12 protein-coding genes are annotated in these 13643 nt (G+C 42.9%); 6 read left to right on the top strand and 6 right to left on the bottom strand.

Translation table 11 applies throughout. From position 1 onward, the window contains the following. Positions 1-37: 37 nt before the first annotated feature. Positions 38-511 (top strand): GDSL-type esterase/lipase family protein, encoded by a 474-nt coding sequence (locus AAEY75_RS00200; protein WP_352257606.1) that lies wholly within the window; start codon positions 38-40, stop codon positions 509-511. A gap of 308 nt (positions 512-819) precedes the next feature. On the opposite strand, the gene AAEY75_RS00205 is transcribed toward AAEY75_RS00200, so the two are convergent. Next, positions 820-1902: a DUF2855 family protein gene (locus AAEY75_RS00205; protein ID WP_197217274.1), complete on the bottom strand. Its 1083-nt coding sequence runs from the start codon at positions 1900-1902 to the stop codon at positions 820-822. A 65-nt stretch (positions 1903-1967) separates the two neighbouring features. Continuing rightward, complete coding sequence (locus tag AAEY75_RS00210; protein ID WP_197217273.1) at positions 1968-3407, bottom strand: NAD(P)-binding protein; 1440 nt, start codon at positions 3405-3407, stop codon at positions 1968-1970. A 117-nt stretch (positions 3408-3524) separates the two neighbouring features. Here AAEY75_RS00210 and AAEY75_RS00215 point away from each other — a divergent pair, with 117 nt between their 5' ends. From AAEY75_RS00215 to AAEY75_RS00230, 4 genes are all read left to right on the top strand, one after another. Then, positions 3525-4109 (top strand): TetR/AcrR family transcriptional regulator, encoded by a 585-nt coding sequence (locus AAEY75_RS00215; RefSeq protein WP_197217272.1) that lies wholly within the window; start codon positions 3525-3527, stop codon positions 4107-4109. A gap of 224 nt (positions 4110-4333) precedes the next feature. Further along, on the top strand, positions 4334-6388 hold the full coding sequence (locus AAEY75_RS00220; protein ID WP_352257609.1) for an autotransporter domain-containing protein: 2055 nt from the start codon (positions 4334-4336) through the stop codon (positions 6386-6388). Between the two features lie 174 nt (positions 6389-6562). After that, entirely contained in the window at positions 6563-7306 is a 744-nt protein-coding gene (locus AAEY75_RS00225; protein ID WP_352257611.1) for a M90 family metallopeptidase, read from the top strand. Between the two features lie 68 nt (positions 7307-7374). Then, a complete protein-coding gene (locus tag AAEY75_RS00230) occupies positions 7375-8367 on the top strand; it encodes a virulence RhuM family protein/type II toxin-antitoxin system death-on-curing family toxin (RefSeq protein WP_197101132.1) in 993 nt (330 codons plus the stop codon). A gap of 158 nt (positions 8368-8525) precedes the next feature. Here the strand turns inward: AAEY75_RS00230 and AAEY75_RS00235 are convergent, their stop codons facing one another. The 4 genes from AAEY75_RS00235 to AAEY75_RS00250 all read right to left on the bottom strand — a co-directional run bounded on the left by AAEY75_RS00235 (position 8526) and on the right by AAEY75_RS00250 (position 11993). After that, positions 8526-9170, bottom strand: coding sequence for a hypothetical protein (locus AAEY75_RS00235; protein ID WP_352257613.1), 645 nt, complete (start codon positions 9168-9170; stop codon positions 8526-8528). Between the two features lie 303 nt (positions 9171-9473). Beyond that, entirely contained in the window at positions 9474-10166 is a 693-nt protein-coding gene (locus AAEY75_RS00240; RefSeq protein WP_352257615.1) for a glutamine amidotransferase, read from the bottom strand. A gap of 155 nt (positions 10167-10321) precedes the next feature. Next, a complete protein-coding gene (locus tag AAEY75_RS00245; RefSeq protein WP_352257617.1) occupies positions 10322-11206 on the bottom strand; it encodes a dihydrodipicolinate synthase family protein in 885 nt (294 codons plus the stop codon). Positions 11207-11216: 10 nt separating this feature from the next. Continuing rightward, positions 11217-11993, bottom strand: a complete 777-nt coding sequence (locus tag AAEY75_RS00250) for an aldolase (RefSeq protein ID WP_352257619.1) — start codon at positions 11991-11993, stop codon at positions 11217-11219. Positions 11994-12156: 163 nt separating this feature from the next. On the opposite strand from AAEY75_RS00250, the gene pdxR reads away from it, so the two are divergent. Next, entirely contained in the window at positions 12157-13620 is a 1464-nt protein-coding gene (gene pdxR / locus AAEY75_RS00255) for a MocR-like pyridoxine biosynthesis transcription factor PdxR (protein ID WP_352257621.1), read from the top strand. Positions 13621-13643: the final 23 nt, after the last annotated feature.

Below are 13643 nucleotides of genomic sequence, written 5' to 3' on the forward strand. Positions count from 1 at the left end.
TTAGCTCAGTTATTGACAATATAGGAGTGAAACAGATATGAGTCTAAACGGTAGATTTTTAGCGCTGGCAAGCATAGGACTTGCTGCAGCTATTGGCATGACAGGCTGTGATAGTGAACCAATGCAAACGGCTTTACCTACAGGCAGTACGGTGATTGCACTTGGTGACTCGCTGACCTATGGTTATGGAGCAAATACTGAAACAGCATATCCTACGGTACTGGCAGAGCTCAGCAAATGGAGGGTTATCAATGCGGGTGTCAATGGTGACACTTCTGCAGATGTACTGACTCGAGTGAATGAGATCACTGAGCAAAATCCTGATTTGGTACTATTGGGTGTGGGCGGCAATGATGTATTGCAGCGCATTGCACCTGATACGACGCGGGCTAATATCATCGCGACTATTGATACTTTGCAATCTAAAAATATTGATGTTGTCCTAATCGCTGAGCCGCATCTCAGTACCAGCGCCTTGTTTGGAAAAGCCAGTGATAATCCACTGTATTAAGCTATTGCGGAGGCTGAAGGCATACCGCTATATTCTGATGGTTGGTCGACTGTGCTATCAGATGATGCGCTGAAATCTGATAAAATACATGCCAATGCGGCAGGCTACAGACAGTTCGCCGAAGGATTACATGAGTACTTAACAGAGCAAGGCTTGGCACGTTAGAGCCATGAAAGGATAAGTAGAACAGGTATCTGGTTTAAAACCCTACTACACTACGAAAATAAAAAATAGAGCTCTTTTGAACTCTCTTTTTTATTTATTACTAATATCTTGATTCAGCTGATATTAACGATGGTGAGCATGTATCACATAACCACGATCAGACCTTCATCAGCGGCTATTTTGCCCTCGCAAATGTCTTCATAAACCTCCAGTAAGCCATTAACCCCGTCAAGCTCTTGAATTTTTAGCCATGCATTGGTTTTTGCGGTGCTGTTCATGACGTAGCGCATAGAGCGTTTATTAAATTCTTCAGGGCCCCATTCTTTCATGCATTGCTGTACATGGCTGGGCGCAAAAAACTGCTGGCTACGTTCTTGAATGATACCGTCTACATGACGTGGTTCGTCCCAATGCGTGATACCGACATTGCTGGTGTAGCGCATGTTATCGCCTAAGTGTCTATGTAGACGGCTAAGTACATCGGTATTGGCTGACATATCTACGATGACTGTCGGTTTGGTCGCATCAATCTGCTCAAGCGTGTCATAGCTCAGCACACTGTCATAAGCATCGATGGAATTAACAAAATCTATATGACGGTTTGAGGTGAGGCCGATAACGTGCGGTGCGTCCTTATCATCAGTGAGGCCATATGCTAGGCCGGTACTTGTCTTACTAGAGGCACTGATAATCACCACTTGCTCTGCACCAAACCAGTCATTGCGCTTTAATAAATCATGCAAGCAGAATGAGGTTAAGTGCAATACGAACAATAGCATGCGCTGATTGTCATTGGCACGGTCATAACCCGGCTCGTGGTTAACGCGCTGATACATATTGTAGCCAGGCGGCAGCTCGGCACGATGGGCACTACCATCGAGCAAGTTGGTTTGGGTGACTCGCTTAGGGGTAATAATTAATTCGCTGGCAGGCGGAAAATAGCCAAATAGTCGTTCACCGACGGGCAGCGCATCACTATTGGACTCAACAACATCGGCAAAGCCCCAGACTGGAATAATGCCCCATTTTTCGGGTTCATCGCCATTTGGCGGGAAAAACTGCCAATAGCGTAATTGGTCACCCATGACTGCATAAGTAATATTGTTGGCGGTAAAAGCAAAGCGATCAACTTTGACGCGTACTTCGCCATCACCGAGAGTGTGTATAGGCGTCTCTTGTAGGCGAGCTTGGGTTAGGTTTGTCTTGTTGGTCTGAAATTCTTGCATAGTCGCTTCCTTGACAGTTGTTCTTGATAGTTATTATTAAATAGTTATTATTAAATAGTTACTTTTTAGGTATTAGCGGTGGTGGCTTGACGTGCTGCCGTTATTTGCATGATTTCACCCATGAGTTTGGGCATGTTTGCAGCGGCTTTTGGTCCTGCTTCTTTTAAACGCTTAAGGATGGCAAGCTCTTCAGGTGGTGTATCTTCGCTAGCTCGTATCAATTTGGTGAATCCGTCTAAGCGATTGTTAATCATCCATTCACGTAGCGCAGGCTCTTTTGACCAACGCATCTGGTTTTTCATTTGTTTAACGAGCCCAACCAGAAAGTCTGTATCATGATTTGGGATCGGGACCACTTGGCACAACTCATTTTTGACAGTTTCATCATCATAATTGGCTTCAATATGGGCGATGAACGCCGCACTAAATACAGGTTGATAGGTACGTACGGTTTGTACCACCACAGTATTACCTTGGAATACATCATACGTCTCTGTCACTGGTACTGCACGTGCTGAGCAGTCGATGTGCATGGTATTGATGGTAGTAGCAATACTGTCATCACCAAAATAAATCTTGTCAGTATCTAAACGGGTCACACGACCTTTACGCACAATGTTTTTAACACGGCGTAACTGCTTAAGCTCTTCACTGCTAATGGTGGCACCATGGAACATTTGCGGGCGTACATTTGGATCAATACGCATCAATACGCCGCCTTTTTCTAAACGATTAAAAAGGTCTTCGATGTTTTCAGCTTCAGCAATCGCTTCTGCTTGAGTAGCCTGCGCCCCTATAGTGTTCACAAAAAAATCACGAGAAGGCTGGGTGTTCTGACGATCGATCAGCCAAGCGTCTCTTGGCATAATCCATGTAATGTGGTCTGGATCAATTTGATTCTCTAGTAGCCATAAAACTGCATCAATACCTGTTTTACCACCACCTATAATGACGTAACCATCACGAGGTTTGGTTAGACTCGGCAAGTCATTTAATGGACCAAAATTAACACCTTCAGCAATCTCGAAGTTTGGGGTATGGGTTGCTGGTACTGAAGTTTTGAAATAAGTACCATCAATGATTTTTTTATTGACCTTGACCTCATAGCGGGTATCAGACAGTAACGATGAAAACTTACCATCGCCTTGATACTCACACATCGGGAAGTATGTCACACGGCCACTTGGTAAAAACGTATGCTTCATGACTTTATCAAAGTATGCCATGACTTCTGCGCCTGATGCCAGCTCGGACAAGCCTTTGTTTAAACCAATTTTATCAATCATACCGCCGCAAAGCTCACGTGAGCTAACACCATAAAAAGACGAAGGCTGATGCAGTGTGACAAACGAATAGGCATCGTTCCAATGACCACCTGGCTTATGATGCTTATCGACGATAATAATATTAGCATCTGTCTCTGTAAGTAGCACGTCGGCAAAAGCCATACCCACCGCGCCACTACCAATGATTAGATAATCTGTTTCTAGGTGTTGAGTATTCATAGCATCCTTACTCTTAAGTTGAATTTATCCATATAAATCTTATATAACTGTTTGTACATAACAGTGTTATATACTAAAATAACACTGTTATAATTGTCAAGACCTAGTGAGAATCTAATGGATGCCAGAACCAAAATATTAAATGCTGCATCAGCGCTTTTCTTAGAAGGAGGCGGGGATGCCTTAAGCGTGCGTGGTATCTCTAAACGCGCAGGTCTATCCACTATCGGTATATATAGCCACTTTCAAGGCAAGCAGGGCATACTAGACGCGCTGTACATAGAAGGATTTAACTTAGTCCGTGAAGCCATGGATGTGATTCCAGAGGGCAAAGCATGTAAAGAGCAAGTATTAGAAGCGTGCTTGGGTTATCTCAATGTGGGCGAGCACCACGAGGCACACTATCGGCTAATTTTTGGGGAATCTGATGCAGGATATCAGCCCTCTGAAGAAGCCATTGCTGCTAGAGACAGTGCGTTTTCGAAACTGGTACGGGTGGCGGGTTCGTATCTACCAGATGGTGCTACTATTGAGGAGCGCAGACAAATAGCGCTAGATATTTGGGCCATCGTACATGGGTACGTGAGTATCAGTCACCACATGGTGTTTACCGATGATATAAATTTGGACTGGAAATCAATGGCGCTACGAGTGGTAGAAGTACAGTTGGATGCCATTGGTATAACTAAAGCTAAGCATTAGTAAAGCACTCCTAAACGAGCCGATAAATCAGCAGTATGGAGGTGAAAATCAATATCAAACAGCGATCCGTAAGTATTGATTATAGCTATGTAGATAGCGTTTCGATGAGCCACCATTCTGCTTAAAAAGTTAATTAACAAACATAAGTCTTTTATCTTGTAAACTGCATTGCTTTAGGTTATTTTTTAGTATTGATTGCAGTTCTTTAACCAAGGAGAAGCAGTTTGGATACTAACTTATCATCGCTTAAGATTTCAGTGGTTGCGGCGCTGACACTGCTTACAGGCTCGCAAGTATTTGCAGAAGCCAAGTACGGTGATTATGGTACAGAAACGGCGCTGACGCTTGCCCGTGACTATGCTGGTCGTTATACAGGTTCAGATAAAGAAGTCCAAGCTGCTGATTATATGCAGCAGCGTATGACAATCGATAGCAGTAACAACCAAGTCAATCGTCAAACTTTTGATTTTTTAGCGCCTCGTGGTTTATTCAGAGGTCAAACGTTAACGAGTAATAACGTTGTCGTGACTCAAAAAGGCAGTGCTGACAGCAACAGAACGCTATTTGTCGGTGCACATTATGATTCTGCCGTCGCCTATCCAAACTATGCAAATTTAGAGGCACTGGATGATAATGCTTCTGGGTCTGGCGTCTTAACTGAGTTGACCAGAAACCTGACAGGCATTGAGACAGAGTATGATATCCAGTTTGTGGCATTTGGTGCAGAGGAGGGCGGTCTCAATGGTTCAAAGGCGTTTGTTGATCAGCTAACGGACGCAGAAAAATCAACAGCGTTGGGCATGATTAACCTAGACAGTCTGATTACAGGCGACAAAATGTACGCCAATGCAGGGCGAAACGCTTATGACAGTGACGGCAATGAAGTGGCTGCCAATGTGAGTTTGCGTGAAAACGCACTGCGTATTGCTAAAGAGCTTGGTATTACACTAGAAGTCAATCCAGCCATTATTGCACCAGGTGAGACAGCGCCATACGAGCCTTATGGCGTTGGATGCTGTAGCGATCAGGAGTCTTTTGATAGTGTCATGGAGGTCGTCGGATTTGAGGCTACTAACTGGGGCCTTGGGCCTGATTATGATGGTTACACACAAACTGAAAACCCAGATATTCCAGGCGGCTATACGTGGCATAACCCTGCATTAGATAACGAAGAAGTGCTTACTGCGGCCTTTGGTGAAGAACGCATAGCGCAAAGAATGCGTGACTACTCTCGTATCATCAGCAGGTTGATTGTGGAGCAAACCAATGCTGATATCATTGCATCAACCAAAAGTGCGCTCAATCTTCAAAATACGATGGGCTTAGCTTTACAGGACAATGCTACCGACTCGCACTCAGCGGTGCTTGAGCGAGCCAATGCTTTGGCGTTACATACTCTCGATGATGCGGAGCCTTTTGATTCAGATTCGCGTACTCAGGTTTGGGTAGATGGCTCCCAAAGCTACGTGGATGCTAATGAGGTACAAGAGGGCACTCGCGCCAATATTGGTCTATATGGCGAATATATGGTACAGCCAAGCTGGCGTGTTGGCGCAGGTGTGCAAGCGGCCAATCAAAACAATAACACCGTCGAAAACGGTATTAAAAAAGATACGAGTTACGGTGTTCAGGCATATTCTTTATTGGGCGGAAAAGACACGGCTTGGTGGAACACCACATCCCTGAGCTTATCTAAACATGACTTAGACGTTAACAGAACTGTAAAACTGGATGGTAATGACGGCATAAACATCATCAACAATAGCGAACGCAGTGATGCGGATGCTGATGTGTTGAGCGCATACAATGAGCTTGGCTATAATTTTCTTATCAAGAAAAACGTCGCGCATGGTGCATTTTTGGGTCTGAACTACAGTGATACAGACATAGATGGTTATACCAGTGGCAATGCTGATTCTCGCACTGCGCTAAAGGTTGATAGCACTTCTAGCGAGGCATGGGATTCAGAGCTTGGTTATCAGTTGCAGTATGGTTTTGACTTGATGGGTACGCCTGCCAAACTTCAAGGAAAAATCGCTTACGTGCATGTTTTCGAAGATGGTTTAATAGATGGTTTATCGACAACGTCTTTAGCTGATGGTCAAACAAGAGAGGTTAGCATCACCCAAACAGATAAAGATGACGATTATGGACGTTTTGAGTTGAGTGTGAGTAACAAGGTTCATAAAAACGTTTATGCGTATCTGAATGGTGATACCACCTTTGCACGTGACGATAAAGACAGCTCAGTACAACTAGGCTTGCAATATCAATTTTAAATCTTGATGTGTGAATGTAAGTCTGCGCTGCTCAATAATTCATTTATGAGCAGCGTTTTTTACTCATACATGTCAATATATTACTTATAAAGGCATATTGCTGATTACCGATATAATACTCAGATTCAGTAATACCAATGTGTGCGAAATATTAAAAGAATAGGGGTGGCATGTATGTTTGGCATCATAAGAGGCTGGCGCGAGCAGCGCATACTAGATAATAGCGAGTTTAGCCATGCTGATTGGATGCAGGCTGCTAAACGTATTGTGATACTCGACAGATTAAGTGTTGACGAGATGATACATTTATTTGAGCTCGCGACATTGTTTTTGGCTGATAAATCATTTACTGGTGCGCAAGGATTCGAGATTACCAATGCTGTCAGACAGTCTATTGCGTTGCAAGCGTGCCTGCCAATATTAAACCTAAGTCTCGATTGGTATGCTGGCTGGTCATCCATCATCATTTATCCTGGCTCGTACAAGAGCGATAGCACCACGGTAGATGAGTTTGGTATCGTCCACGAAGGCACTCAGCACCGTAGCGGGGAAGCATGGCTGCGAGGACCTGTCATTCTCTCATGGAAAGATGCCAAACATTCAGGTGAGCGTGATGGACACAACGTTGTCATTCATGAGTTTGTCCATAAACTCGATATGATGAATGGCCGTGCCAATGGCTTTCCACCGATGCAGCCTGATATGGATCCTGCAAACTGGACACAGATTATGAGCCGCGATTTTGAGGACTTTCAGATACATCGTAAGTCAGGTCTAGATCGTTATGGAGCGACGAATCCTGCTGAGTTTTTTGCAGTTTTGAGTGAAGTGTTTTTTGAAACACCGCAAAAACTGATAGATGCTTATCCTGATATTTATGAGATTATGGTGAAATTCTTTCGTCAGACGCCGTTATGAGTGATATTTATAGAGGTTGTGACAGTAAACTGTATTCAAAACAGCATATTGGAATTGGGGAAGCTGAGATGAGTAACGCTATAAATGATGATATGGCAAAAGTAGAAATCTATGAAAGTGCTGATGGAAAGGCGCAAGTAGATGTACGTTTTGAGCAAGAAACCGTCTGGTTGTCACAAGCACAAATGACCGAATTATTTGGTCGTGACCAATCAGTGGTTTCTCGTCATATCGCCAATGCCATAAGAGATGAAGAAATCGATGAAAAAAGCAATATGCAAAAAATGCATATTGCAAATTCAGACCGTCCGGTGACTTTTTATGACCTAGATGTGGTTATCTCAGTCGGTTATCGCATAAAATCTCCTCAGGGTGTGCAATTTAGGCGTTGGGCAACGCAGCGCTTACGTGAATACTTGGTACAAGGCTATACGCTCAATCAACAGCGCTTCGATAAAAACTCTATTGAATTGCAACAAGCGCTAAAACTAATCAAAAAAACCGCACAAAGCCCCGAGCTTAAAACCGACGAAGGACGCGGACTGGTTGAGATTATAAGCCGCTATACGCAGACGTTTTTATGGTTGCAGCGCTATGATGAAGGTCTACTGGATAGTCCTACAGGACAAGATGGTGGTATCTTACCCAGTACGGCTGAGGCCCTGGCAGCGCTAACTGATTTGAAAACACAGCTGATAGATAGAGGTGAGGCGACTGAATTATTTGCCAAGCCTCGTGGTGATGGTTTGGATAGTGTATTGGGTAATTTACAACAAACGGTTTTTGGTGAGCCTGCGTATCTGACTATCGAGAGTAAAGCGGCACATCTACTGTACTTTATGGTAAAAAACCATCCTTTTACTGATGGTAATAAACGCAGCGGCGCTTTTTTATTCGTGGATTTTTTACACCGTAATCACCGACTGCTGAATGATAAAGGTGACATGGTCATCAATAATACTGGGCTTGCGGCATTAACCTTATTGGTCGCTGAATCTGACCCTAATCAAAAAGAGACTTTGATTAAATTGATTATGAATATGCTGTCGTTAGAGGGCTAGTAAAAAAGCTTGTCATTAAAAACTATACCAAAAACAAAGTAACATAAGTTGCAAAATATATATCAATATTTGAATATATGGTATTTATAATCAGATGGCGTAGGCTTCCATTTTAAACGCGCCTTACAAAAGTGGTCATTCAATCGTTTCTATAAACTCTAAACCGTCCATTGGTCATTAATAATCGCCACCAGATAACGCTTGCCTTGATACTCATCAAATACTAGGCGTAGAGCGCGCCAGTCCATTCCAGCGTATTTTTCTGTACCTTTATGATAGAACTCTACAACATCTGATTTTTGATATATGTTGTCTATGTTATTAATCATATTGCCATGAGACTTAAGGTCATTGCTGCTAGGCGTAACACTATTAAACTTGTTGGCTGCAACCCAAGCATCTAAATATGTTGGTAGCGGCGTGATTAATAGATCGCCAGTGCCGTCTTTTTCGCCCCAAGTGAAGCGAATTTTGGACTGTTGTAGATACTGCGCATATTGTTCACGACTAAAGACTTTGTCAGTCTCTGGACGCACATAAGCGTACATCGAAAACCGAACGCCGCGTGTTGGATGAATATCATCAATGATAGCAGCATAGTTTTGACTCGCTAATGCTTGCTGAATATGTGTGGCTTGCTGTATCAGCGTCTGTTGGTTGTTTTCCAGTGTAGCGTGGCTTTCAGATGAATGACCGCTGTTATGAATATCAGATGTTGTCGCCAAAGATTGGCAACCAGTGATAAATAATACTGGCGCTAAAATCCCAATAGTGGACAGTTTTGAAAAAGATGCTCTTGTCATAAAAATATCCTTAAATATGTGATCAAGTATGATTAGACGTTAGCATAAAAATACTGGAACAAGTTAGTAAAGAGGATTTTAATGCTGTTCAGAATATTTATTCAAAATCACCTCAAACCGTTGGTTTGTTTTCGCATAATGTATATTATGTTAAATAGACTCTATTGAGCATTAGATTGATGAATCATTCACTACAAAATATTGCATGGCGTTGTGTTGTATGGTCGTGATAAAAAATATACCGTATTACATCATCACAATCACAACCGCTCAACCAACTTGTTAACCAATCTTTTCATCAACCTACTCAGTGGCGTTAAGCCAATTCAAAAATATTTTTTGTGCTGCTGAAGTGATCGCCACTCCATATTTTTTAGCCTCATAGCGAATCTGTTTAATATCGATATTCGTGCTATTCAACTCGTGAGCATGGCCGACGAGCCATTGTTCAATATTATCTGGCCGTGCTTCTATATGAAACTGTAGCGCCAATATATTATTCCCACGTGCAAAAGCTTGATTTGGGCAGATATCCGTTGCTGCCAAAGAGCGACAGCCTTGAGGAATCTCAAACTGATCGCCATGCCAGTGCAATACAGGAATGTCTGACAGCCCTATAAGAGGATTGCCAGTTGAGTGATGAGTTTGCATAGCACCAAACCCAATCTCTTTGCGACCCATAGAGGCGACGTTAGCGCCCAGTAATCGAGCAATGAGCTGTGCGCCTAAACAAATACCCAATAAAGGCTTGTTTGCTTTTAAGCGCTTGTCAATAAATGCCAATTCTGACTTGAGGAATGGGTAAATATCCTCATCGAAAGCACCAATTGGCGCACCAAGAACCACCAATAAATCTGCAGATAGAGGGTCTATCGTATCGAAATCGACAGTAGCAGCATCGATATATTCGATGTGGAAGTTTGAGTTTATGAGTACTTCCTCAAACACGCCAAGGTCTTCAAAATGCACATGTCTAATAGCCAAGACATTTTTCATGTTCAATCCTTTGTCAAATGATTGAGTGAGTTCGAATAAGCAGACCTAATGCATCAAAATTTACGGACTGTTAAAGCATAAATAACTGACACAAAAGATCTGATTTTTCGAGTACTAGGGCATATCTCCCATCTGAACCCTAAACGGTAAATAACCTAAGAAAAACAGCCTAAATCGATTAGCATGCTTTTCAGCTTTTCTTGCTTCAAGGGCGTTAGAGGCAGCAAAGGCTTTCTAGGATGACCGACTTGGATACCTTGTGCAGACATGCCAGCCTTCACTGCAGCAGCCAAACCTGATCGGACAATAAACTCTAAAAACTCGTACTGTTGATAAAACAGTTCTCTAGCTTTTTCGTTATTGCTGTTTTTGATCGCGTCAAACAATTGCTTTGGTTGATCGCCAATCAGGCACGGAGCGATAGTACACCAGCCTACTGCGCCTGCATTGAGTGCCTCTAAAGCCATATGGTTACAGCCGTTAAAGAAAGGCACGCTCCCCTTTGATAATTTATAAATCTTATGCATGCGCTGTATGTCACCGGTGCTTTCTTTAATCCAGCGCGCATTTTCGATGCCATCTACCATTTTTAGCATAAACTGAGGAGACATATCCACACCGCAAGTCGCTGGGTTGTTGTATATCATGATAGGAAGCGGTGTGGCATCTGACACACTTTTATAGTGTAAAAACATCTCATCTTCATTCAATTTATAATAAGAGAAAGGAGACAACATGACGACGTCAGCGCCAATTTTGTGAGCATATTTAGCACGCTTCACGGCTTGTGCAGTCGTCAGTTCAGCGATACCAACCACCACGGGTACTTTGCCTGCGACATAGCTGACAGTATGACTGGCCACACTCTCCCACTCGTCTTCACTCAAATAAGCGGCTTCCCCTGCACTTCCCAAAGCCGCGATTGCATCGACTTTTGCATCAAGTAACGTGTCAATCACTGTTTCGAGTTGCTTAAAATCGACGTTATTATTTTCTGTAAACGGGGTTATCGTATAACCTATAATGCCTGTTAAATTCATTGGTTAATCCTTACATAAAGTCAGTATGGTTTTTGAGTGCTTGTCTTACATAATAGGCGAAGTTCACTTTGTTTCTTCTGTCTGTAGAAACCCAATCGTGCGCTTCTTGTGCCAACTCAGGAGATATTGGTTGAATCTGGCCACTGGCCATTGCCAGTAGTTGTAACTTAGCGGCCCGCTCAATGAGTATTGCTAGGTTGCAAGCCTCTTCTATCGTTTCGCCAGCGACCAGTTGTCCATGATGAGCAAGAAACACGGCACGATTGTTGCCCAGCGCATTCGATATGAGCTGCCCTTCTTCATTTCCCACAGGCACCCCTGGCCACTCAGCGACAAAAGAGCAATCGTTATATAGCGCGCTCGTATCCATGTGAGAGATGATTAACGGCACTTTCAACATGGACAGTGCAGCGATATAAGTAGGATGTGTATGGATAATACAGTTCACTTTTGGATGTTCTTTATATATCCATGTGTGAAAACGGTTGGCAGGATTGGCCATACCCTGTCCATCTAAAGGCTTGAGGTCTTGATCTACTTCTATCAGATTATCAGCACTGATCTCATCAAACCCTAGTCTAAAGCGCTGAGTCAAAAACGTCCCCTGAGCCTCAGAACGGCAAGTGATTTGTCCTGCCAATCCTGCATCATGACCTTTATCAAACAAAATACGGCATGTCGCTGCTAGCTTTTGACGATCGGTCAAACCAATGTCTTGGATAAGCGTTTCCATATCGTGCTGGGCTTTTTTCATGAGTGTGTCTTTAGTCATATTCATTGTCGTCATGTATATCTCCTTTAAGTGATGCGTTGACAATGAACACAGATTAGCGATAATCTGGACTAAAACAAAGAGCCAGATATTAAAAACTTACTGGTCCAGATAAAATCTACCGTATGGTTCTGACAACATATTCCAGAATAGTCCAGAAAAAGGAGCGACAACGTTTATGCTTTGGGATACTCAATTTACCTTAGAAGATGCGTCGGGTAAGACCCTGCACTTGAAGCTACTAAACTATATAACGCAAGGCATTCAAAGTGGCCGTCTGAATGCAGGGAGAAAGCTGCCGGGCTCCCGTTCTTTAGCAAAGCAATTAGGCATAAACCGTAAAACGGTCCAGCAAGTATACGAAGAACTTGAGGTGCAAGGCTGGCTTGAAAGCAAGTTGAGACAAGGGACTTTTGTCTCTCATGTGCTACCAGAGCATCACTTACTAGAGTCAGATAAAAAATTAATCAGCCCTTTAAAGACAACCAAATCATCGTCTAAACTGACGGAAACGCTATATGAAAATGCGATAGTGCTGTCTGATTATTTATCCATAAAAAATGACGGCATACCCGATGCTCGATTGATTCCTTACGAGCTGTTAGCAAGAACCTATCGCCGAGTATGTATTAGCCTTAGTCGGCACTCCAAGCTTGGCTATGGCGACCCTAGAGGAGCGATTGAACTGCGTTGTTCTGTTCAAAAGATGTTGACGAGCGAAAGGTTTATGAATTGTTCTGAACAAGAAATCTGCATTGTCAGAGGCAGTCAAATGGGGATTTATTTAGCATCAAGGATACTTAACCCGCAAGAGGGTGCTATCGTCATGGAAGAATCGTGTTACTTGCCAGCACAGGCGGCATTCGAAGCAAGCGGGTTTACAGTCTTAAAATGTCAGCTGGACGAGCAAGGTTTGGATATCACCCACTTGCGCCACATCCTGTCAAATAATGACGTGGCAGGGGTTTTTGTGACGCCCCATCATCAATATCCCACTACCGTTTGCCTACCGATGCATCGCAGACTCGCTTTGTTAGAGTTATCGAAACTCTATAATTTTGCGGTCATTGAAGATGATTATGATCATGAGTTTCACTATGACACCAACCCTATTCCGCCATTAGCAAGCCTGCACAACTCCGAAAATGTGGTTCACATTGGTTCGATGTCAAAGGTGTTTGCACCAGGGCTAAGATTGGGGTATGTCGTGGCTGATCAGCATTTTATAAAAAGAGCCGCTCAAGAGATCGTGCTTATCGACAGACAAGGCAATACGATTACAGAGCATGTTTTATCTGACTTGATGGAATCTGGAGAAGTAAAAAGGCATATTAGGAAAGTAAGGCAACAATACAAGGAAAGGAGAAATCATGCTGCTAAAGAGTTTCAAAGGATATTTGGTGATCAAATATCCTTTATCTTACCTACGGGAGGATTGGCCATATGGGTAGATATATCGAAAATTTCTAAAGGGAAAAATCTGGCAAATTTTGACAATGATGACTCGACGTTAAATGTTTTTTTTAACAAAACACAAAAAGAGCCATCACATATACGCTTTGGGTTTGGGAGTCTCAATGAATATGAAATCACCCAATCTATTGACAAGCTTTTTCAAACACTAAGCGATGTTGAACCGTAAATCTTGTGAGACACGCCCTAATC

It is taken from the genome of Psychrobacter sp. TB55-MNA-CIBAN-0194, assembly GCF_040309505.1.
Classification (GTDB): domain Bacteria; phylum Pseudomonadota; class Gammaproteobacteria; order Pseudomonadales; family Moraxellaceae; genus Psychrobacter; species Psychrobacter fozii.

Coding starts and splice junctions, on each gene's coding strand:
- AAEY75_RS00200 (WP_352257606.1), top strand. CDS start 38: ATGAGTCTAAACGGTAGATTTTTAGCGCTGGCAAGCATAGGACTTGCT.
- AAEY75_RS00205 (WP_197217274.1), bottom strand. CDS start 1,902: ATGCAAGAATTTCAGACCAACAAGACAAACCTAACCCAAGCTCGCCTA.
- AAEY75_RS00210 (WP_197217273.1), bottom strand. CDS start 3,407: ATGAATACTCAACACCTAGAAACAGATTATCTAATCATTGGTAGTGGC.
- AAEY75_RS00215 (WP_197217272.1), top strand. CDS start 3,525: ATGGATGCCAGAACCAAAATATTAAATGCTGCATCAGCGCTTTTCTTA.
- AAEY75_RS00225 (WP_352257611.1), top strand. CDS start 6,563: ATGTTTGGCATCATAAGAGGCTGGCGCGAGCAGCGCATACTAGATAAT.
- AAEY75_RS00230 (WP_197101132.1), top strand. CDS start 7,375: ATGAGTAACGCTATAAATGATGATATGGCAAAAGTAGAAATCTATGAA.
- AAEY75_RS00235 (WP_352257613.1), bottom strand. CDS start 9,170: ATGACAAGAGCATCTTTTTCAAAACTGTCCACTATTGGGATTTTAGCG.
- AAEY75_RS00240 (WP_352257615.1), bottom strand. CDS start 10,166: ATGAAAAATGTCTTGGCTATTAGACATGTGCATTTTGAAGACCTTGGC.
- AAEY75_RS00245 (WP_352257617.1), bottom strand. CDS start 11,206: ATGAATTTAACAGGCATTATAGGTTATACGATAACCCCGTTTACAGAA.
- AAEY75_RS00250 (WP_352257619.1), bottom strand. CDS start 11,993: ATGACGACAATGAATATGACTAAAGACACACTCATGAAAAAAGCCCAG.
- pdxR (WP_352257621.1), top strand. CDS start 12,157: ATGCTTTGGGATACTCAATTTACCTTAGAAGATGCGTCGGGTAAGACC.